The 20,615-nt window shown below is 37.9% G+C and carries 20 protein-coding genes; 12 read left to right on the top strand and 8 right to left on the bottom strand.

Going from position 1 to position 20,615, the window contains the following annotated elements; translation table 11 throughout:
- Positions 1–16: 16 nt before the first annotated feature.
- Entirely contained in the window at positions 17–1,525 is a 1,509-nt protein-coding gene (locus R2Q78_RS06105; RefSeq protein ID WP_316789888.1) for a sodium:solute symporter, read from the bottom strand.
- 84 nt (positions 1,526–1,609) lie between these two features.
- Between R2Q78_RS06105 and recR the strand changes: the two genes are divergently transcribed.
- The 6 genes from recR (at position 1,610) to trpA (ending at position 6,874) form a co-directional block, all read left to right on the top strand.
- A complete protein-coding gene (gene recR, locus R2Q78_RS06100; RefSeq protein ID WP_316789885.1) occupies positions 1,610–2,227 on the top strand; it encodes a recombination mediator RecR in 618 nt (205 codons plus the stop codon).
- Positions 2,228–2,229: 2 nt separating this feature from the next.
- A complete protein-coding gene (locus tag R2Q78_RS06095; RefSeq protein WP_316789884.1) occupies positions 2,230–3,045 on the top strand; it encodes an SDR family oxidoreductase in 816 nt (271 codons plus the stop codon).
- 241 nt (positions 3,046–3,286) lie between these two features.
- On the top strand, positions 3,287–4,279 hold the full coding sequence (gene trpD, locus R2Q78_RS06090; RefSeq protein ID WP_316789883.1) for an anthranilate phosphoribosyltransferase: 993 nt from the start codon (positions 3,287–3,289) through the stop codon (positions 4,277–4,279).
- Positions 4,280–4,281: 2 nt separating this feature from the next.
- Positions 4,282–4,908 carry a phosphoribosylanthranilate isomerase gene (locus R2Q78_RS06085; RefSeq protein ID WP_316789881.1) on the top strand — a complete coding sequence of 209 codons (627 nt, stop codon included), beginning with the start codon at positions 4,282–4,284 and terminating at the stop codon, positions 4,906–4,908.
- On the top strand, positions 4,905–6,086 hold the full coding sequence (gene trpB / locus R2Q78_RS06080; protein ID WP_316789880.1) for a tryptophan synthase subunit beta: 1,182 nt from the start codon (positions 4,905–4,907) through the stop codon (positions 6,084–6,086). The genes R2Q78_RS06085 and trpB overlap by 4 nt, the downstream gene beginning before the upstream one ends.
- A gap of 20 nt (positions 6,087–6,106) precedes the next feature.
- Entirely contained in the window at positions 6,107–6,874 is a 768-nt protein-coding gene (gene trpA / locus R2Q78_RS06075; RefSeq protein WP_316789877.1) for a tryptophan synthase subunit alpha, read from the top strand.
- Here the strand turns inward: trpA and nhaA are convergent.
- Together nhaA and R2Q78_RS06065 are read right to left on the bottom strand one after the other, a co-directional pair.
- Positions 6,864–8,006, bottom strand: a complete 1,143-nt coding sequence (nhaA, locus tag R2Q78_RS06070; RefSeq protein WP_316789876.1) for a Na+/H+ antiporter NhaA — start codon at positions 8,004–8,006, stop codon at positions 6,864–6,866. The two genes, trpA and nhaA, sit on opposite strands and share 11 nt — an antisense overlap.
- A 3-nt stretch (positions 8,007–8,009) precedes the next feature.
- Complete coding sequence (locus R2Q78_RS06065) at positions 8,010–8,633, bottom strand: L-threonylcarbamoyladenylate synthase (RefSeq protein WP_316789875.1); 624 nt, start codon at positions 8,631–8,633, stop codon at positions 8,010–8,012.
- Between the two features lie 78 nt (positions 8,634–8,711).
- Between R2Q78_RS06065 and R2Q78_RS06060 the strand changes: the two genes are divergently transcribed.
- Complete coding sequence (locus R2Q78_RS06060; protein ID WP_316789873.1) at positions 8,712–10,382, top strand: FMN-binding glutamate synthase family protein; 1,671 nt, start codon at positions 8,712–8,714, stop codon at positions 10,380–10,382.
- A 72-nt stretch (positions 10,383–10,454) separates the two neighbouring features.
- On the opposite strand, the gene asnS is transcribed toward R2Q78_RS06060, so the two are convergent.
- The 3 genes from asnS to sucC form a co-directional block, all read right to left on the bottom strand.
- Complete coding sequence (gene asnS, locus R2Q78_RS06055) at positions 10,455–11,903, bottom strand: asparagine--tRNA ligase (protein WP_316789871.1); 1,449 nt, start codon at positions 11,901–11,903, stop codon at positions 10,455–10,457.
- A gap of 580 nt (positions 11,904–12,483) precedes the next feature.
- Positions 12,484–12,993, bottom strand: a complete 510-nt coding sequence (locus R2Q78_RS06050) for a plastocyanin/azurin family copper-binding protein (RefSeq protein WP_316789869.1) — start codon at positions 12,991–12,993, stop codon at positions 12,484–12,486.
- A 174-nt stretch (positions 12,994–13,167) separates the two neighbouring features.
- Positions 13,168–14,358: an ADP-forming succinate--CoA ligase subunit beta gene (gene sucC, locus R2Q78_RS06045; RefSeq protein WP_136836523.1), complete on the bottom strand. Its 1,191-nt coding sequence runs from the start codon at positions 14,356–14,358 to the stop codon at positions 13,168–13,170.
- Between the two features lie 65 nt (positions 14,359–14,423).
- On the opposite strand from sucC, the gene R2Q78_RS06040 reads away from it, so the two are divergent.
- The 5 genes from R2Q78_RS06040 to R2Q78_RS06020 all read left to right on the top strand — a co-directional run bounded on the left by R2Q78_RS06040 (position 14,424) and on the right by R2Q78_RS06020 (position 18,109).
- Positions 14,424–15,074, top strand: a complete 651-nt coding sequence (locus R2Q78_RS06040; protein WP_316789867.1) for an ABC transporter ATP-binding protein — start codon at positions 14,424–14,426, stop codon at positions 15,072–15,074.
- 3 nt (positions 15,075–15,077) lie between these two features.
- Positions 15,078–15,380 (top strand): hypothetical protein, encoded by a 303-nt coding sequence (locus tag R2Q78_RS06035; RefSeq protein ID WP_316789865.1) that lies wholly within the window; start codon positions 15,078–15,080, stop codon positions 15,378–15,380.
- A gap of 18 nt (positions 15,381–15,398) precedes the next feature.
- Positions 15,399–16,013 carry an HAD hydrolase-like protein gene (locus tag R2Q78_RS06030; RefSeq protein WP_316789863.1) on the top strand — a complete coding sequence of 205 codons (615 nt, stop codon included), beginning with the start codon at positions 15,399–15,401 and terminating at the stop codon, positions 16,011–16,013.
- Positions 16,014–16,092: 79 nt separating this feature from the next.
- Positions 16,093–17,736, top strand: a complete 1,644-nt coding sequence (locus R2Q78_RS06025; RefSeq protein ID WP_316789861.1) for a S41 family peptidase — start codon at positions 16,093–16,095, stop codon at positions 17,734–17,736.
- Between the two features lie 106 nt (positions 17,737–17,842).
- Positions 17,843–18,109: a hypothetical protein gene (locus R2Q78_RS06020; RefSeq protein ID WP_136836518.1), complete on the top strand. Its 267-nt coding sequence runs from the start codon at positions 17,843–17,845 to the stop codon at positions 18,107–18,109.
- 2 nt (positions 18,110–18,111) lie between these two features.
- On the opposite strand, the gene R2Q78_RS06015 is transcribed toward R2Q78_RS06020, so the two are convergent.
- Together R2Q78_RS06015 and R2Q78_RS06010 are read right to left on the bottom strand one after the other, a co-directional pair.
- Positions 18,112–19,053: a M28 family peptidase gene (locus R2Q78_RS06015; protein WP_316789857.1), complete on the bottom strand. Its 942-nt coding sequence runs from the start codon at positions 19,051–19,053 to the stop codon at positions 18,112–18,114.
- Between the two features lie 68 nt (positions 19,054–19,121).
- Complete coding sequence (locus R2Q78_RS06010; protein WP_316789855.1) at positions 19,122–20,570, bottom strand: glyceraldehyde-3-phosphate dehydrogenase; 1,449 nt, start codon at positions 20,568–20,570, stop codon at positions 19,122–19,124.
- Between the last annotated feature and the right edge of the window lie 45 nt (positions 20,571–20,615).

The following is a 20,615-nucleotide window of genomic DNA, read 5'->3' as shown; positions in this document are numbered from 1 at the left end:
TATAGGTATTAATGTATTAAAATTTTGTTTGCTGATCAGTCTTTTTACTGATCAATAATAATCCGATGAAGGTAATCAGGCCATTTACGAGGATAAGTTCCACACTAAAAGTATAACCTCCAAGTAAAGAAGCAGAGTTTGCATTCAGGTAATAGCAAATTACAGGGGATATGACACATACGAATGGTACAAGTTTGTCGTGTAGCCCCCTGTTTCTTACAAACAGACCAAAACTATACAAACCCAACAAAGGGCCATAGGTGTATGATGCCACCTTAAATATGCCTTTTACTACTGATTCATCATTGAATGCATTAAAAATGATGATCACCAGGAACATCAGGATAGAAAAGGCAACATGGACTGTATGTCTTTTGTTTACGGATTCTTTTGAGTTTTGGTTTTCTCCCTTATTCATTTGCAAAAAGTCTACGCAAAATGAAGTGGTCAATGCAGTTAAAGCAGAATCAGTGGTCGCAAATGTAGCTGCAGTAAGACCCAGCATAAATATGATTGCGGGAACAACTGTTAAATGATTAAACGCAATTTCAGGGAACAGGAAATCAGTTCTAGGTTTGCCTGTAATGTGATCTAAGGGTATTTCTATCCCATTTTTAGCAGCGTAAACATATAGTAAAGCTCCTACGCTCAAAAAGAAGATATTCAGAATAATAAAAATACCTGTAAAGGTAAACATGTTCTTTTGAGCCTCACCGATGGTTTTCATGCTCAAATTCTTCTGCATTAAGTCCTGATCTAGTCCGGTCATGGCGATCGTGACAAATACTCCACCAATGAAGGCTTTAGTAAAGTGGAATCCATTGGTGAGAAAATCTTCGAAAAAGAAAACCTTGGAATAGCCACTGTTCTTAATGGTTTCAAAAGCCTGTGGAATGTCCAGATTCAGGCTGCTGCAAATGAAATACAGTGTTAAAAAAACGGAAAGTACCAAAAAGAAAGTCTGCAATGTATCTGTAATGATGATTGTTTTGAGGCCTCCCTTAAATGTATATGACCATATCAATAACAACGAAATTAATACTGTAGCCCAGAAAGGGATGCCGTAGCTGTCAAAAATAAAGCGCTGGAGTACGATTACAACCAGATAAAGTCTGAACGCAGAACCTATTGTACGACTGATTAGAAAGATAGACGCAGCAGTTTTGTAGCTGTAATGACCCAAACGTTGTTCAATATAGCTATAAATTGAAGTTAGGTTCATTCTATAGTATAAAGGCAGTAGTACTGTGGCAATAATGATAAAGCCAACTGCATTTCCAAGAATGAATTGAAAATATTGAAATTGATTTCCCGCAGGTGCTCCAACTTCACCGGGTACAGAGATGAATGTAACTCCTGAAAGTGCAGTCCCGATCATTCCAAAAGCTACCAGATACCATTTGGAATTTCTGTTGGCTATAAAAAATGTAGAATTGTCCGATGACTTCTTTGATGTCGCAAAGGCGATAACAATGAGCAATAAAAAGTAACCGATTAAGAAAGATAGGAGTATAGCTGGGCTCATGTTAATTCTTTTGTTAAGATTCTAAATGTAAGAAACCGCTATGATTTTATACTCAAAAAAGATAAAATTATCTAAGTTTGTAAGATGAACTTTTCTTCTAAATTGCTTGAAGATGCTGTCAACGAATTTTCGAAGTTGCCCGGTGTTGGTCAAAAGACGGCTTTGCGGTTGGTGCTGCATTTATTGAACAGGGAGCAGGAAGAAGTGGAGCATTTTGGGAATGCCATTGTGAGGCTTAGGAAAGAAATTAAGCATTGCAGTATTTGCCATAATATCTCAGACAACCATATATGTGAGATTTGTACGGCGGGTAAGCGCGATAAAGAAGTGATTTGCGTAGTAGAAGATACCAGAGATGTCATGGCTGTCGAAAATACTTCACAATATTTCGGGGTTTATCATGTGCTGGGCGGGCTGATTTCTCCTATGGATGGAATAGGGCCATCAGACCTGTTTATAGATTCATTGGTGCAAAGAGTGGCTACTACTCCGGTGAAAGAGATTATATTGGCCCTCAGTGCTACTATGGAAGGAGATACTACTCTTTTTTATCTTTATAAAAGACTAAAGGATTTTCAAATACCCATCACAACCATAGCAAGAGGAATCGCATTCGGGGGTGAACTTGAATACGCTGATGAAATTACGCTGGGTAGGTCTATCGTTACGCGGATACCTTATGAAAACTCATTAACAAAATAAGAATGGATTTTAAGAATAAAGTAGTCATTATTACAGGTGCCTCTTCTGGTATCGGCAAATCTTGCGCAGAAGAGTTTGCCAAACGTGGCGCTAACCTTGTACTTGCTGCGAGGCAATACGTAACCTTATGCGAAATTACTTCAGATCTGGAAAGAAAATATGGTATTAAAGCTGTTGCTGTTCAGGCTGATGTAAGTAAAGAATCTGATTGCGAGCAATTGGCGAAACAGGCACTGGTTACTTTTGGCCGCATTGATATTTTGATTAACAATGCCGGGCTTTCCATGAGAGCCTTATTTAATGAGTTGGATCTTTCCGTGCTCAAAAATCTGATGGATGTGAATTTTTGGGGAACAGTATATTGTACGAAATATGCACTGCCGGAAATTATGAAAAGCAATGGTAGTGTGGTTGGTATTTCTTCTATTGCCGGTTATCGCGGTTTACCGGGTAGGACAGGTTATTCTGCATCAAAATTTGCGATGAATGGTTTCATGGAATCCTTACGTACCGAGTTGTTAAAAACCGGGGTGCATGTGATGGTTGCCTGTCCCGGCTTTACGGCATCAAATATCAGAGTGGCTGCGTTGTCAAAGGATGGGGTCTCACATGGTGAAACAAGCATGGAAGAGGATAAAATGATGAGTTCTGAAGAAGTTGCGACCCGGATTGCCGATGGTATTGCAGTCAGAAAACGTACATTGATCATGACGGGACAAGGTAAATTAACAGTGTGGCTTAATAAATTACTGCCTGCGCTGGCTGATAAGCTGGTTTTTAATCATTTTACCAGAGAAAAAAATGCACTCATTAAATAATATTTGTAATAAAATTTCATTTTTTCGTCGAAACATTTGCTGCTTTGCAAAAACAATTCCATATTTGTTGCGATGATTTTAACAAACGGACTTAATAACTGGTGGTGGCACAACGCAATTGCGTAGTGTAACCCCGTTTTGGACGTTTTATTTTATATAGAAAATATAATGAGGGTTGCTTAAAGCAGCCCTTTTTTGTTTTATAACCTTTTTTAATTATTTGTTTGAAAAGCGAAACAGCATGAAGAAGATATTAAACCATTTATTTGAAAACAAAACCTTTAGCCGTACAGAAGCTCAAAAAATATTGACTTCCATCGCTTTAGGAGAATTTAATACCTCACAGGTAGCTGCTTTTATTACAGCTTATGGCATGCGTAATATTACTGTAGCTGAATTGCAAGGTTTTCGTGATGCCATGCTTGATCTTTGCATAAAGCTTGATTTTTCTGATTACGAACTGGTAGATCTTTGTGGTACAGGAGGTGATGGAAAGGATACTTTTAACATTTCAACACTTGCTTCTTTTGTAGTGGCAGGAGCGGGTTATAAAGTTGCTAAGCACGGCAATTATGGTGTATCCTCAGGTTGTGGGTCGTCAAATGTAATGGAATATCTGGGCTATACTTTTACTAATGATCAGGATACACTGAAACGTAGTCTTGACTCGGCAGGTATATGTTTCATTCATGCCCCATTGTTTAATCCTGCGATGAAAACTGTAGCGCCAATACGTAAAGAACTCGGTGTAAAAACATTTTTTAATATGCTTGGGCCAATGGTAAATCCTGCTCAGCCTAAAAATCAGATCGTTGGTGTATTTAGCTTGGAGCTGGCGAGGTTATATGCTTATTTATACCAGGATACGGATAAAAACTATACCATACTGCATGCGGTGAATGGCTTTGATGAGGTATCTTTAACCTGTGATTTTAAGACCTTTAGTAAGAAAGGGGAGGCTTTGGTGAGCGTGGCGGATCTGGGTTTCTCAGAAATAGAAGAACAGGCAATAAAGGGTGGTGACACTGTAGAATCTTCAGCTGAGATATTTATAAATGTAATTAATGGAAATGGTACTGATGCACAGCAAAACGTAGTTTTATGCAATGCAGCATTGGCAATACAAACTATTGATGACACTAAATCATTCTCTGATTGTTACTACGAGGCAGAAGAGTCATTACTCAGGAAAAATGCATTAAGCAGTTTTAATAAATTAACGGGAAGATCATGACAATGAAACTCAAAATATGTGGGATGAAGATTCCTGAAAATATCACGGCTGTCGCTGCGCTGCAACCGGATTATTTAGGTTTCATATTCTTTAGGGAATCCAAACGGTTTATAGAAGGACTGACACCTTCTTTTGTTAGTGGGTTGCCTGCAGGAATAAAAAAAACTGGGGTATTTGTTAACGAAGAATTGAATCGGGTCGTGGAATTGGCTGTTTTGTATGGTTTGCAAACGATACAATTACACGGAGATGAGCCACCAAAATATTGTATGGCGCTTAGGGGATTGCTGGCTGATACAGGGATTGAACTGGTCAAGGCTTTTGGAATAGACGAGCATTTTGATTTTCATAAGCTTGATGCCTATGCAAATATAGTTGACTACTTTTTGTTTGATACTCAGACAGCAGGTCATGGTGGATCAGGGAAGACATTCAATTGGACTCTCCTTGATAAATTTAAGCTGAATAAACCTTATTTTTTGAGTGGAGGAATAGGCTTAGATCAGGTTGAGCAATTAAAAGAAATAAAAGACGAGCGCTTATATGCTATAGATGTCAATAGCAGATTTGAATTCGCGCCCGGACTAAAAGATGTAGATAAATTGATTGAATTTAAAACTAAACTATGAGTTATTTTGTAAACGAAAAGGGATATTATGGAGATTTCGGCGGTGCATATATTCCTGAGATGCTATACCCTAATGTAGAGGAACTGAGACAGAATTATCTTAAAATAATTGGAGATGAAGATTTTAAAAAGGAATTTCATCAATTGTTAAAAGATTACGTTGGCAGGCCTTCGCCACTATATCTTGCAAAACGTCTGTCTCAAAAATACAACGCCAATATATTTTTAAAACGCGAAGACTTAAATCATACCGGCGCACATAAAATCAACAATACAATTGGACAAATTTTATTGGCAGAGCGATTAGGAAAAAAACGTATTATAGCTGAAACAGGTGCTGGTCAGCATGGCGTGGCGACCGCTACCGTGTGCGCTTTAAGAGGTTTGGAATGCGTGGTGTATATGGGAGAGGTAGACATTAAGCGTCAGGCACCAAATGTCGCCCGGATGAAAATGCTGGGGGCCAAAGTAGTACCCGCAACTTCGGGTAGTAAAACGTTAAAAGATGCAACAAATGAGGCGATGCGCGACTGGATCAATAATCCCGTTGATACACATTATATTATTGGCTCTGTTGTAGGTCCGCATCCTTATCCAGATATGGTCGCAATTTTTCAATCAATTATTTCGGAGGAGACAAAAAAGCAGTTAATTGAGCAAACTGGTAGTGATCAGCCTGATTATGTTCTCGCTTGTGTAGGTGGTGGTAGCAATGCAATGGGTATGTTTTATCATTTTATTGATGATGAAAAAGTTAAATTGATTGCTGTGGAAGCCGCAGGTAAAGGAGTAGACAGCGGGTTCTCTGCTGCAACGACAACTCTAGGAAAAGAGGGAGTATTACACGGTAGCAGAAGTATACTTATGCAGACTCATGATGGACAGGTTGTAGAACCGCATTCAGTTTCTGCGGGTTTAGATTATCCGGGAATAGGTCCACAGCATGCTCACTTGTTTAAAACAGGCAGGGGAAGTTATGTCTCTATTACTGATGATGAATCCTTACAGGCCGGACTTTTACTTACACAGATGGAAGGGATCATTCCTGCTATTGAAAGTGCACACGCATTAGCTTACCTTGAAAAAATGAATTTTAGCGGTGGAGAGAATGTAGTAGTTTGTTTATCCGGAAGAGGGGATAAGGATATGGATACCTACATGAAGTATTTTAATTTATAATGATGTCGATTTTAACCAGTATGAGCAGAATAAAAGAACTCTTTGAAACAAAGAAAAATATACTATCAATATATTATACGGCCGGTTATCCAAATTTAGGAGATACTGTTTCCATTGCTGAAGAATTGGAGAGATCTGGAGCAGATTTATTGGAAATAGGGTTTCCTTATTCCGATCCCGTAGCAGACGGGCCTATAATTCAGGCAAGTAGTAAACATGCTTTGGACAATGGCATGGATTTGAAATTACTTTTTGAACAATTGAAAGACTTGCGTAAAACAGTCAGTATTCCTGTACTTTTAATGGGGTATGTAAACCCAATGCTTCAATTTGGTGTAGAGAACTTTTGTAAGGCATGCGCTGAAGTTGGAGTAGATGGTTGTATAGTTCCCGATTTGCCAATGATTGAATATGAAGAGTTATACGCGCCGATTTTTACCAAATATGGATTAAGTAATATTTTTCTAATCACTCCACAGACATCTCCTGAACGTATTCAGAAAATTGATGGATTGAGCAATGGGTTTATCTATCTCCTTTCGTCATCTGCTACAACCGGGCAAAATTTGGAGGTTTCCAATACTACTGAGGCGTATTTTTCAAGAATTGCAGCACTTAAACTTAATAATCCCACTATGATTGGTTTCGGTATCAGCAGCAAAGAAACTTTCGATAAAGCGTGTCATTATGCAAATGGAGCAATCATAGGTAGTGCATTCGTTAAAAATCTTGATGCAAAAAATGTGCAGCAAAGTATTCAGCAATTTATGCAGAAATTCAAGGCTTAACAGGTTTTCGAATTGACTTCAGGTAAATAAAACCAACAAGACCAGATATAACCGAAGCACATAGTATTGCAAACTTTGCTTCGGTTACATGCATCTTGTCATCAAAAGAAAGCAGTGCTATAAAAATAGACATGGTAAAGCCTATTCCAGCCAACATGCCCAGACCAACGATATGCTTCCATCCAGATCCTGAAGGGAGGGTGCCCAGTTTAAATTTTACTGCCAGCCAAGAAAATAGAGTTACTCCAATGGTCTTACCGGCGAATAGGCCGGCTATGATACCCATGCCCAAAGGAGAGCTTAACCCACCGATCATTTCTTTCTGAAATGTAATATTGGTGTTTGCTAAAGCAAAGAGAGGCATGATAAAGTAATTAACAGGTCCGTTTAGGAGGTGTTCCAATTTCTCAAGTGGCGACGGTACATTTGAAATATTAGTAGGAATAGTTAATGCAAGTAAAACCCCTGCAATGGTTGCATGAATTCCTGAATGGTGTATCAGGTACCATAGTAATATTCCAGGAATCAGGTAAAAATAAAGTGATTTTACATTGAAAAAGTTTAATGCAATTAGAAATACCATGACTCCGCCTGCCATCAGCAAGTAGTTGAAGTGTACCTCATCGGTGTAAAAAACTGCAATTACCAAAATAGCACCCAGGTCATCGACGATAGCCAATGCAGCAAGAAATATTTTTAAAGACGAAGGAATACTTTTACCAAGCATGGCAATGATTGCCAATGCAAATGCAATGTCGGTAGCCATCGGGATGCCCCATCCAGAAATAGTAGAGGAATCTTTATTTAGCAGGTAGTAAATAAATGCAGGAATAAACATTCCTCCAAGAGCTGCAACGACGGGTAGGGCAGCCTTCTTTAAAGACGACAATTCTCCTTCCACAAGTTCTCTTTTTATCTCCAGGCCTACCAGTAAAAAGAAAATGGCCATTAAAGCGTCATTTATCCATGCTGAAACAGTGTAAGGTGTCCCGAAATCTTTTGTAAGAAAAGCGCTAAAATCCGTAGCAAAGCCTGAATTGGCTATGATTAATGATATAGCAACGCATATCATGAGTAAGATTCCGCCTATTTGACCTGATCTGAAAAATTCCTTAAATGCTTGTAAATTCATTTGCTATCCAATAAAATTTTCTAAATCTCCTTTTCCCTGGCGAATAATCTCGAAGTCTCCGGAAGTACAGTCGACAACGGTAGATGGTTCGTTGTCGCCAAAACCTCCATCAATAATAATATCTACTGTGTCTTCATATTTTTCGTGAATAAGCTCGGGATCTGTTGAGTATTCTATCACTTCATCGTCGTCATGAATGGAGGTCGAAAGTATAGGATTGCCCAATTGCATTACTATTTCTCTGGCAATATGATTATCTGGAACCCTTATACCCACAGTTTTTTTATTGGAACTAAGTAGTTTAGGTACATTGTTGTTTGCATTGAGGATAAAAGTAAAGGGACCGGGAAGGGCCTTTTTGAGTACTCTGAATACGGTAGTGTCAATGGGTTTTATATAATCCGATATATGTCTCAAATCAGAGCATATGAACGAGAAGTTAGCTTTCTCAGGTTTTATTCCTCTTAGCCTGCAAATTTTCTCTATGGCTTTCTGATTGGTAATGTCACAGCCGAGACCATATACTGTATCAGTTGGATAAATGATGATTCCACCTTTTTTTAACACTTCAACAACCTGCTCGATTGCTTTTGGATTAGGGTTCTCCGGATAGATTTTAATAAGCATGTTTAAAATTACACAAATCTTATAATGAAATCTGATAAATATTGCCCAATTGGCATGTTTTTTAGTAAATTGATAAGTATGAGAAAAGCATTTATCGCAATTGCGGCATTTTTGGTAGCGCTTACAATTATGTTAGGTCTTACCTATTCTCCACTATGGTGGATAGCGATTTTTACTGGTCCGATTGTACTTTTAGGAATTTATGATCTTTATCAACCTAAACATAGTATTGTGCGGAATTATCCGGTGGTGGGTAGGTTAAGGTACTTTATGGAAGATCTCAGGCCCAAAGTTTATCAGTATTTTGTAGAAAGTGATACAAACGGAAAACCCTTTAGCAGATTAAGCAGATCACTGATCTATCAAAGGGCGAAAATGGAAAATGATACCATCCCTTTTGGTACGCAACTGGACGTTTATGAAAATGGATATGAGTGGTTGAGTCATAGTATTGCAGCAATCAGCCATCACGAATTGAATGAAGACCCCCGGGTACTTGTCGGAGGGCCGGATTGTATAAAGCCATATTCGGCCAGTATTTATAACATTTCAGCAATGAGTTTTGGCTCTTTAAGTCAGAATGCTATTTTGGCTTTGAATGGGGGAGCTAAACTCGGAAATTTTGCGCATAACACAGGAGAAGGTGGAATTAGTGATTATCATTCCGGTCCTGGTGGCGATTTGATATGGCAAATAGGAACTGGTTATTTTGGTTGTAGAAATCATGAAGACGGTTCGTTTAATCCTGTTGCTTTTGCTGAGAGATCCAAAACTGAGCAGGTAAAAATGATTGAAATTAAATTGTCTCAGGGAGCAAAACCTGGTCATGGTGGTATTTTGCCGGCGCGTAAGGTTACGCCCGAGATTGCAAGGATTAGATTGGTCAAGGAAGGTTATGATGTGATCTCTCCGCCAGCGCATTCAGCTTTTAGCACGCCAATAGAACTGATGAACTTTGTAAAGCAATTGAGGGAACTATCCGGCGGAAAGCCAATTGGCATTAAGCTATGCATAGGAAGAAGAAGTGAATTCATGGCGCTATGTAAAGCCATGGTGGAGACCGGTATTTATGTTGACTTCATCACTGTAGATGGTGGTGAGGGAGGTACAGGGGCTTCGCCGCAGGAATTCTCAAATGCTGTGGGTATGCCCTTGAGAGAGGCGATAGCATTTGTTTACGATGTGCTCAGCGGCTTTGATCTGAAAAAACACATCAAAATTATAGCTTCTGGAAAAGTAGCTTCAGGATTTGATTTGGTGAAAAATATAGCTCTTGGAGCAGATTTGTGTAACTCTGCACGAGGAATGATGTTTGCGCTCGGATGTATACAGGCTTTGGAATGTAATAGTAATACATGTCCTACCGGTGTAGCTACTCAGGATCCTAGTTTGATGAAAGGATTGGTAGTAGAGGATAAGAGAGTGCGTGTTTTTAATTTTCACAGACTTACAGTAGCTAGTGCCGTTGAATTATTGGGTGCTGCGGGCCTTCGTCATCCATATCAGTTAACGAGGGCTTATATCAATAGAAGGGTAGCTCCTAATGTAATGCAGTCCTATCTGGAGAGCTTCCCTTATATCCCTGAAGGTAGTTTATTGAAAACTCCATATCCATTAAGGTTTGAACTGGGAATGGCGCTTAGTGTGTCTTCCAGTTTTATACCGACAGATTATAAAGTATCGCTGGTCGACTATGCACATGCAAATTCTTATGCTGATGACTTAGATGAAAGTAAGAGTAAGCCTTAAAGGAGTTTATGTTTAAATACAAAGGCCGTAAGTTTATCGCTTACGGCCTTTTTTATTGATGTTAAATGTGGATTAAAATTCTGCATTTCTTGGAAAACGTGGGAAGGCTATTACATCCCGGATGTTGGTCATGCCACTTACAAAAAGAACCAGGCGTTCAAATCCTAATCCGAAGCCTGAGTGGGGTGCGGATCCGAAGCGTCTCGTGTCGAGGAACCACCATAATTCTTCCTGTGGAATATTCATGGCTTCCATTCTTGACGTAAGTTTGTCCAGACGTTCTTCCCTTTGAGATCCGCCTACTATCTCGCCGATTCCAGGGAAAAGAATGTCCATAGCCGCAACGGTTTGTCTTCCTTGAGCATCAGGTTCATTCTGACGCATGTAGAAAGATTTGATGTCTGCAGGATAATCGGTCAGGATTACAGGTTTTTTAAAATGCTTTTCAACAAGATAACGTTCGTGTTCGGATTGCAGGTCTGCTCCCCATTCATCGATAAGATATTTGAATTGCTTTTTTTGATTGGGTTTAGACGACTTTAAAATAGCGATAGCCTCTGTGTAGGTCAGGCGCTCAAAGTCATTGTTTAAACAGAAGTTTAGCTTATCGATAAGGGATAATTCGCTTCGCTCATTTTGAGGTTTTGATTTTTCTTCTTCCAGTAAACGCGTATTTAAGAATTCTAGTTCCTCCTTGCAATTTTTTAATGCATAGTTTATTACATATTTCAGCATGTCTTCTGCAAGTTGCATATTGTCTTCTAAGTCAGCAAAAGCCACTTCTGGTTCAACCATCCAAAATTCAGCAAGGTGACGCGTAGTATTGGAGTTTTCTGCTCTAAAAGTAGGGCCAAAAGTGTATATCTGACCAAAAGCCATTGCAGCTAACTCACCTTCCAGTTGTCCAGAAACGGTCAGGTTAGCAGAGCGGGCGAAAAAATCTTCTGAATAATCAATTTTTCCATCCTCAGTACGAGGTGGATTGTCCATATCTAAAGTAGTAACCTTAAACATCTCGCCTGCTCCCTCGGCATCGGATGCAGTAATGATAGGGGTGTGCATATAGACAAAACCTCTCTCATTGTAAAACTGATGTATTGCAAAAGCTAAAGCGTGCCTGACTTTAAAGACTGCATTGAAAGTGTTGGTGCGAAAACGAAGGTGAGCGATTTCCCTTAAAAATTCTAAGCTATGTTTTTTTGGTTGCAGAGGAAATTTCTCAGGGTCACTATCCCCTAATATTTCAATGGACTCCGCTTTGATGTCAACTCTTTGTCCTTTTCCTAAAGATTCAACTACAGTTCCTTTTACTGAAATAGCTGCACCCGTAGTAATTCTTTTAAGTATTTCTTCAGGAGTATTATTAAAATCGACCACAATCTGGATGTTCCCTAGGCAAGACCCATCATTTATAGCAATAAACTGATTGTTGCGAAATGTGCGCACCCAACCCATAACTGTTACTTCTCTGTTAAATTCGTTTGTCTCTAGTAGACTTTTTACTTTTTCTCTTTTAATCATGATTTTATTGTGGAGAGCGTCAAAAATAAGGAATTTCACCAATAAATAATAGATATGTTTGATTGGTTGTGTGGTTTAGTGTTTTTGATGTTTTTTGGTTGTTTGTTAGTATTTTTTTTGGTTATTACGTGTTTTATCTTGTTGTTTTTGGTTTTTTGATCTGAATTTTAGTATAATTCATTGTGTTTTGTCTTTTTAAGTGTGAAAAGTGTGATTTATAACTGTATTTTTTAGTTATATTGTTGTGTTTTTATGTTTAAGTGTTGTTTATTTGGTTTTTTTGTTGTTTTTATTTGTCTTAAATGAGTTATTTGTGATTTATTTTGATTTTTTATTAATAAAAATATGATAAATTGATAAAAGTACTTATATTTGTAATGCTCGTTTAATTTATATTTGGTTAGAGAGGCCTACAATTGGATAGTTGTAGGCCTCTTCTTGTTTGAAGTGGTTTTTATTTGATAGCCAATGGTCAGTTTACATCTGCTAGATGTTATAATCAGAGAAATTCAAAAGGGGATATAAACAAAAATCCCTGGCTATGTATCATAACCAGGGATTCTATCAATAGTAATAGTTATTATTCTACGATAAGAACGCCTTTCATCATTGAGACATGTCCAGGGAAAGAGCAAATGAATTCATATTTGCCTTTTTCAGCAATTGTAAATTCAATAACATCTTCTTCACCACCGCCCAATAATTTAGTGTGTGCTATAACTGAAGCTGCTTCAGATGCAGGAATGTAATCTGTAGCTTTAGCTTCCAATGCTTTGGCTGCGTATGCTGCCGCATCAGTACCTGGTTTCAAAATAACTACATTATGTCCCATTGCTTCCTTAGCAATTGTTCCGATATGCTTAAATGTAAGTTTAATAGGTTTTCCAGCCACAGCTTTCAACTCATTGGTGCTATACTTCATTTGATCGTTGCCGGCTAGTACAAGTTCTGTTGTGGTAACTTCAGGTGTAGTAGCAGTTGTGGTAGTTGTTGAGTCTGCAGTAGATGCTTCCTGCTTTTTTTCACTATTGCATGATACAATTGTAGTTGCAGCTAATAAGAAAGTCAGGACTTTGATTGATGTTTTCATTGTTGATTTTGTTTTATTTGTTATGTTAATGGTTGTCAATTCGTTTTTAAGCATAGTGTGTATTATTTACACAATTGCGCGAACAAGGTAATGAAAATCGGGCTTAATTAAAAAAGATAAGCCGTCTCTTTGAGACGGCTTATCTTAATATATTTTATAACAGCTTATTTGGTCTTATGCCAATACTTTAGTTACCAAATCAGATGCATCCTGCAATGCGATAGCTGAATAAACTTTTAATCCTGATTCATCAATCAGCTTTTTAGCTTCTTCTGCGTTTGTACCCTGTAAACGGCAGATGATTGGAACAGGCACATTACCGATTTCATTATAGGCATCTATAACACCTTGTGCTACACGGTCACACCTAACAATACCTCCGAAGATATTGATCAGGATAGCTTTAACATTAGGGTCTTTAAGGATGATATTGAAACCAGCTTTAACTGTTTGTGCATTTGCAGTACCACCTACATCCAGGAAGTTAGCTGGCTCACCACCGGCAATCTTAATGATGTCCATAGTTGCCATAGCCAGACCAGCACCGTTTACCATACAACCAACGTTTCCGTCAAGTTTTACATAGTTAAGGTTTGATTCACTTGCCTCTACATCCGTAGGATCCTCTTCAAGTTTGTCACGCATAGCAGCATAATCAGGATGACGGAACAATGCATTCTCATCAAGATCAACTTTTGCGTCAACAGCAATGATTTTATCATCAGAAGTTTTTAGCACTGGATTAATTTCAAACATTGAAGAATCAGTGCTGTCGTATGCTTTGTAAAGGGCGGTAACGAATTTTACCATTTCTTTAAATGCTCCGCCGCTTAAACCTAAATTAAAAGCAATTTTTCGGGCCTGAAATCCTTGAAGACCAACTTTAGGATCTATTTCTTCTTTGAAAATCAAGTGCGGTGTGTGTTCTGCCACTTCTTCGATGTCCATACCACCTTCTGTAGAATACATGATGATGTTTCGGCCATTTGAGCGATTTAACAAAACACTGATGTAGAATTCTTTAGTTTCTGAAGCTCCAGGATAATAAACGTCCTGTGCAACTAAAATTTTGTTCACTTTCTTTCCTTCCGGACCAGTTTGAGGAGTTACAAGCTGCATTCCTAAGATAGCGGTAGCTCTTTCTTTAACCTCATCAAGATTCTTGGCAAGTTTAACACCTCCACCTTTACCTCGTCCACCTGCGTGAATTTGAGCTTTAATTACAACCCAATCAGAATTGTAGTCAGTTTTCATTTTTTTAGCAGCTTCTACAGCCTGCTCAACCGTGTCGGCTACTACGCCTTCTTGTACGGCTACTCCAAAACTTTTAAGTATTTCTTTACCTTGATATTCGTGGATATTCATTTGCTGAAAAAATTTGTCCAAATCTACAATTTCAGATTGGTTTTAAAAACAGTAAGTTTGCATTTATGCTAAAAGCGACAGGTATAAAAAAAGCTTATGGGAATTTACCCATTTTAAAAGGTGTAGATTTTGAAGTTGAGAAGGGGGAGATTGTAAGCATTATTGGTGCTTCAGGAGCGGGGAAAAGTACTTTGCTTCATATTTTAGGGACATTAGATAAGCCAGACAACGGATCTGTTATACTTAACGGTACAAAAATAAGTCAGTTGAACGGAGAATTGCTAAGCGTTTTTCGTAATAAAAATATAGGCTTTGTATTTCAATTTCACCATCTGCTTCCAGAGTTCACTGCAATGGAAAATATCTGTATCCCGGCTTTTATAGCGAAAGTATCTAAAAAGCAGGCTGAAATCCGCGCTATGGAGTTGTTGGAACTCCTTGGCTTACGCGATAGGGCAGATCATAAACCTAATCAAATGTCCGGTGGCGAACAGCAACGTATAGCAGTTGCCAGGGCGCTGATAAATAACCCGGCAATTATCCTGGCAGATGAGCCATCTGGGAACCTGGATTCTGCAAATGCCAACTCATTACATGAGTTTTTTATTACGCTGCGTGACAATTTCAAACAAACATTTGTTATTGTTACCCATAATGAAAATCTCGCAAAGATTAGTGATCGCGTGGTTACAATGAAAGATGGATTAATTATATAAGTTTTGAAAATATTGATTACAGGCGGAAAGTCAGTCCAGGCCTTAAAACTGGTAGACAGGTTTGCTGGTGATACAGTGATTTTGGCAGACTACGGTGAAGCTCCTTCATTCCCATCAACAAAATATTTTTTTATTTCTCTTGGAGAAAGAAACGACGATGTTATTGCTCATAATTTGCTAAATCATTGTTTGAATGAAGCGGTAGACGCTATATTGCCATTAAATGCTTTTGAAAAAGAAGAGGTATTGAAGTCAAGTGTCTTGTTTAAAGAATTTAATATTGATGTTTTAACACCTGATTTGTAACCCCGAATAGTTATTTACATGGCATTTGAACAATACCTTAAAGAGAAAAACGCTTTTGTTTTTGAACTAGACGATGTAATTTATCCTCATAAGGATTATTTATTACAGGTTTATTACCTGTTTGGGCAATTTATTGAATATGCCGAACAGATCAACGCGACGGAGATTGTTGCAGGAATGCAAGATATTTACAATGCAGAAGGGGCGGAGAACATATTTGAAAAGGCAGCAGCTAAATTTGGAATCCCTGAAAAATACAAAGTGAATTTTGATTTGCTGTTTTTGAGTGCCCGTTTACCATTAAAGTTGCTTATCTTTAATGAAGTACTTAGTTTATTGCAGGCAATTGTCGTGGAACGAAAGCAAATTTTTTTATTAATTGATGGAGATCCGGGGATGCAGCTGAATAAAATCAAGCAAATAGAATGGAATGGTCTCGAAAAATACCTCATAGTTTATTTTACTGCTGAAACTTCCCCAAAACCCTCAAATGAATCTTTAATGCAAATCCTTGAAAAACATAATCTTGAGAGAGACAAAATGCTGATGATAGGAAAAAATGAAAACGATGAATTGTGTGCAAATAATTCAGGTATACAGTTTTTGCAAGTCGACAAACTATTGTTACCTTAATTGCGTTTATACTGCTGATTAGATAAGCTTATTCCATAAAATTAACGAACTCATATAACTCAAGACAAAACTCATTCTGATGAAAAGCTATAGCTATAAAAATTACTGCATTGTTGCTGCAATGATGGTTTTAACTGTATTTGGTGCTTGTAAGAAAAATAAAACACAGCCCAAAACAGATGAACCTGCGGTTCAGTCCAATACTAAGCAAACACCCACTACAAACAGACGTGAACTCACTAATGATTCGCTTTTCCTTTATGCAAAAGAGATTTATTTCTGGAATACGTCTCTGCCGACTTATGATGCTTTTGAGCCCAGGAAATACACTACTCAAAGCACAGATCTGGCTAATTATGAGTTGAATTTATTCAATATAGTAAAATCTTCAGGATCTGCTGATTATGTATCTACATCTCCTTATCCAAAATATTCTTTTATAGATGATATTACAACCAGGAATCCAGCTGTAAAATCTGCTGCTCCAGATCCTAAAGCATCTGTGGATCTTGAAGGCAATGGTAATGATATGGGTATTTATGATATCAGTGCTGTGGGTATTGGTAATAGCATGTATAGATTATATATATTGGCTGTGAGTAAAGGTTCGCCGGCCGATCTGGCCCAAATAACCAGAGGTGCAAATATTACTAAAATTAACGGGACCAGTATTGGTAGTGCATCCGGTGGTCAGATAGCTGCCTCGGAAGTTTCTTTGATCAATGCTACCATATTTGGAAATCCTACGACTTTGCAACTTGAAGGCGTAAAAACTGATGGCGCTACATTTAGTGTTACGCTGCAAAAGGCCGCTTATAAAAGTAATCCTATTTACAAAACGAATGTGATAACTGCAGGTACTAAAAAGATCGGTTATTTAGCTTACGCAAGGTTTTCAAATTCAGAAAATTCAATATCAGCGTTAAATGATGCTTTTGCTGATTTTACAACTAAAGGGGTTACCGATCTTGTTATTGACCTTCGTTTTAACGGTGGGGGATATGTTAGTACTGCCAGACATTTGATCAACTTAATTGCTCCTTTAACCGCTACAGGTACGATGTATGTAGAGCATTATAACAATAACCTAAAGAACAGGAAGCAATCTGACCAGAGTATTTTAAGTCACCAACCATTACTGGATGAAAATGATAAGGTTCAGTATGAGAATGGAAAGATGGTAACCTATGCAGATATAGACTTTTCTGTAGCAAAGAATACAGAGGTTTTCAGCAAGGTAGGAGGACTCACCGGTGTAAAGAATGTTGTATTCATTGTGACTGGTAGTACGGCTTCTGCAAGTGAACTGGTAATTAATAGTTTAAAGCCGCACATGACTGTTAAACTGGTAGGTCAAAAAAGTTATGGAAAACCAATTGGGTTTTTCCCGATAAGACTTGAAAACAGATACGAAGTTTATTTCTCTCTTTTTGAAAGTAAAAATTCATTGGGGCAGGGTGAGTACTACAGTGGAATGACTCCTGATTATGTAATGAGTGATGATCTCGGTACTTTTGACTTCGGAAATCCACAAGAGCTATACCTAAAACAAGCATTGAACTATCTTGCTCCTAATATAACAACATTTAGTTCAGGGAATAAAGTGATGAGTGTTTCGGCAAAAACAGGCAACGTTGCATTGAGCAGAGTTGAGGGTGAATTCAAAAATGGAGAACGTGGATTTGTAGGAATGATCGAAACCAAATACAAGATTAGAAAATAACTGTTACTGGGACAATGGATTATACATTTTAATGTAACTCTTTTTATATATTATTGCTATTTAAGTAGATTAAATGCATATTTAAGTAAGAAACAGCCATTATAATATGTTAGGGGAATTAATAGAAAAAGAATCAATTGCAGTTAATGAAATCATACCTGCTGATCAAAATCATTCAGAAGAATTACGTGATAAATTAAACTCTGCACAGCGATTAGGGAACGAATTCAAATCAAAGGCAGACATTACATTTAATACTAAAGACGGACCAAAAACGGTAAGTACAACTGTATGGTCTGTTACAGAGAAGTACTTACAGCTCAAAAGTGGAATTCATATTCCTTTAAACAGTTTAATTGATATAGATTTTTAATATTACTGTTTTTTCATCTTTAAGTTGTCCTTAAAGATCTTTTGACTATCCCTTTTTTTATCGATGTTGTTGATGATTTCAAGGATTGATTCTGCAGCATCGGTAAAAAAAGCCTTGTTGATATTCTGATATTCATCAGTCGCTTTGTGGTAGTCTTTATGATCTTCTACACCAAAATAAATAAAAGGTATATTTTTAGCATTAAAGGCACCCTGGTCACTTTGGTTTGTCCAGTCATCATGACCTTGCTTAGGGTCGTCATGTCCCAATAAAACTTTAATGTTTGGATTCGTAATAATGATGTACTTTTTTAGCCACGGATGTTTAAAAGTACCACAGGCATAAAGTTCTCCTTTGTCATTATGGCTAATCATATCCATATTGATATTCAGTTTTATTTTTTCCAATGGTACCGGAGGTTTCGCTACAAAAGCTTTTGCCCCCTGCAGACCCATTTCTTCCGCATCAAAAGCTGCAAATACCAATGTATAATTTGGTTGGTTCTTGGCAAAATAGGCGCAGAATTTCAACAATGCAGCTACTCCCGACGCATTGTCGTCCGCACCATTGAATACCTCACCCTTTATAACTCCTATGTGATCGTAATGTGCAGATATCACAATTACACTGTCGCTTTTTCCCTGTATGTAACCAATAAGATTCTTTCCTGTTATGGTCTCCTGGGTGGATTTGAAGCTGAAAGCTTGTTCATATCCCTGCAGATCCGTCGAAAAAGACTTCAAACCTACTTCTTTAAATCTATTGATGATGTAGGTTTTAGCCATTTCAGAACCCTTTGTTCCTGTTTTTCTACCTTCATAAGCGTCAGAAGAAAGTATTTCTACATCCTTCAAGAGCTGGCTGCCTGGAGTTTGTCCTTCAGTTTTTTTTACAGTATTGCAGCTCAGTAATAGCGCGAGTGAGACGAATAGGTATGATTTCATTTTTAAATTCAGCTTAAAGACTTAAAGGTAGCTATATAGAATGAGATATTTTTCGATGAGATTATCAATTAATAATACGTCAGACGTACAACACCGGCTAGCTTTTTCGCCAGTCTGATTACTTGCCTTGTATAGCCATATTCATTGTCGTACCATGCATAAAGCACTACAGATTTGTTGTCTTTCGCGATAATTGTAGCCGGCCCGTCAATAATAGAAGCGTGGCTATTGCCAATCAAGTCGCTACTTACCAGTTCATTGGAAATAGAGTATTCAATTTGCTCTGATAAATCTCCAAATAACGATGCTTGTTTAAGTACTTCAGCTACCTCTTCCTTGGAAGTTACCTTGTTTAAGGAGAGATTTAATATAGCGAGCGAAACATTTGGAGTAGGTACGCGGACTGCATTTCCTGTAAGTTTACCTCCAAGATGCGGAATTACTTTTGCTACAGCTTTATCAGCACCTGTTTCTGTAATTACAAGGTTTAGAGCGGCTGCACGTCCTCTGCGATACTTCTTGTGGTAGTTGTCTAACAGATTTTGGTCATTGGTATAGGAATGCACAGTCTCTATATGGCCTTTTTCAATTCCAAATGCATCGTCTATTAATTTTAATACCGGAACAATGGCATTTGTAGTGCAAGAAGCATTGGAAAGTATATTTTCTGCTGTAAAATCGATATTGGTGTCATTAATTCCAGTCACAACATTAGGGATATCGCCTTTCGCCGGAGCCGTAAGTAATACCTTGCTGATACCCTTAGCTTGTAAATGTCTGCCCAGGCCTTCACGATCTCTAAAAATTCCTGTGTTGTCAATGAGTAAAGCATCTTCGATTCCGTAAAGGGTATAGTCTACATCCTCAGGTTGTTTAGCTTCAATAAAATAAATGGTCTGACCATTTATTAACAATGCTTTATTCTCGAAATCTTCTACAATTGTGCCGCTAAAAGGACCATGGATGGAGTCCGTGCGCAATAGCTCACCTCTTTTAATTAATTCCTCATCACTATAGCTACGTGTCACAATAGCTCTTAGACGAAGCTGTTCTCCTTTTCCAGCCTGTAATATTAATTCTCTTGCAGCTATCCTTCCAATTCTTCCAAATCCAAAAAGTACCACATCTTTCGGTTTCAGACTGATCTTGTCTTTCCCAATATGTTTACCTAATTTACTGATTACAAAATCATGTATAGAGGAATAGTTACTGTTGTCTTCCAGCCATTCCGAAGCCAGACGACCTACATCAATACGTGAGGGTGCAAGATTACATTTTCCTATAACTATTGCCAGCTCCAGGGTTTGATAGATGCTAATGTCTTTGCCGCTTACTTCTTTGGCATACTGATGATGGCCCAGTATTTCGCTGCTACTCACATCAAAAAGAGGTTTACGGAATAATACAAGCTCAATAGATCTGTCGAACCAGAGTTGGCCAACTACATTAATTAATTCAATTGCTTTTTTTTCTTTTTCAATCCAGTTCTGAAACTCAGATTGGTATTTATGTAGCATGTTATGAAATTTTGGTTAGAATGGCACAAAAGTAAAAAAGATCGG

This window comes from Pedobacter frigoris (assembly GCF_032678645.1).
GTDB classification, from domain to species: domain Bacteria; phylum Bacteroidota; class Bacteroidia; order Sphingobacteriales; family Sphingobacteriaceae; genus Pedobacter; species Pedobacter frigoris_A.
The sequence above is the reverse complement of the archived record's forward strand: the minus strand, read 5'-3'. Positions and strand labels throughout refer to the sequence as shown.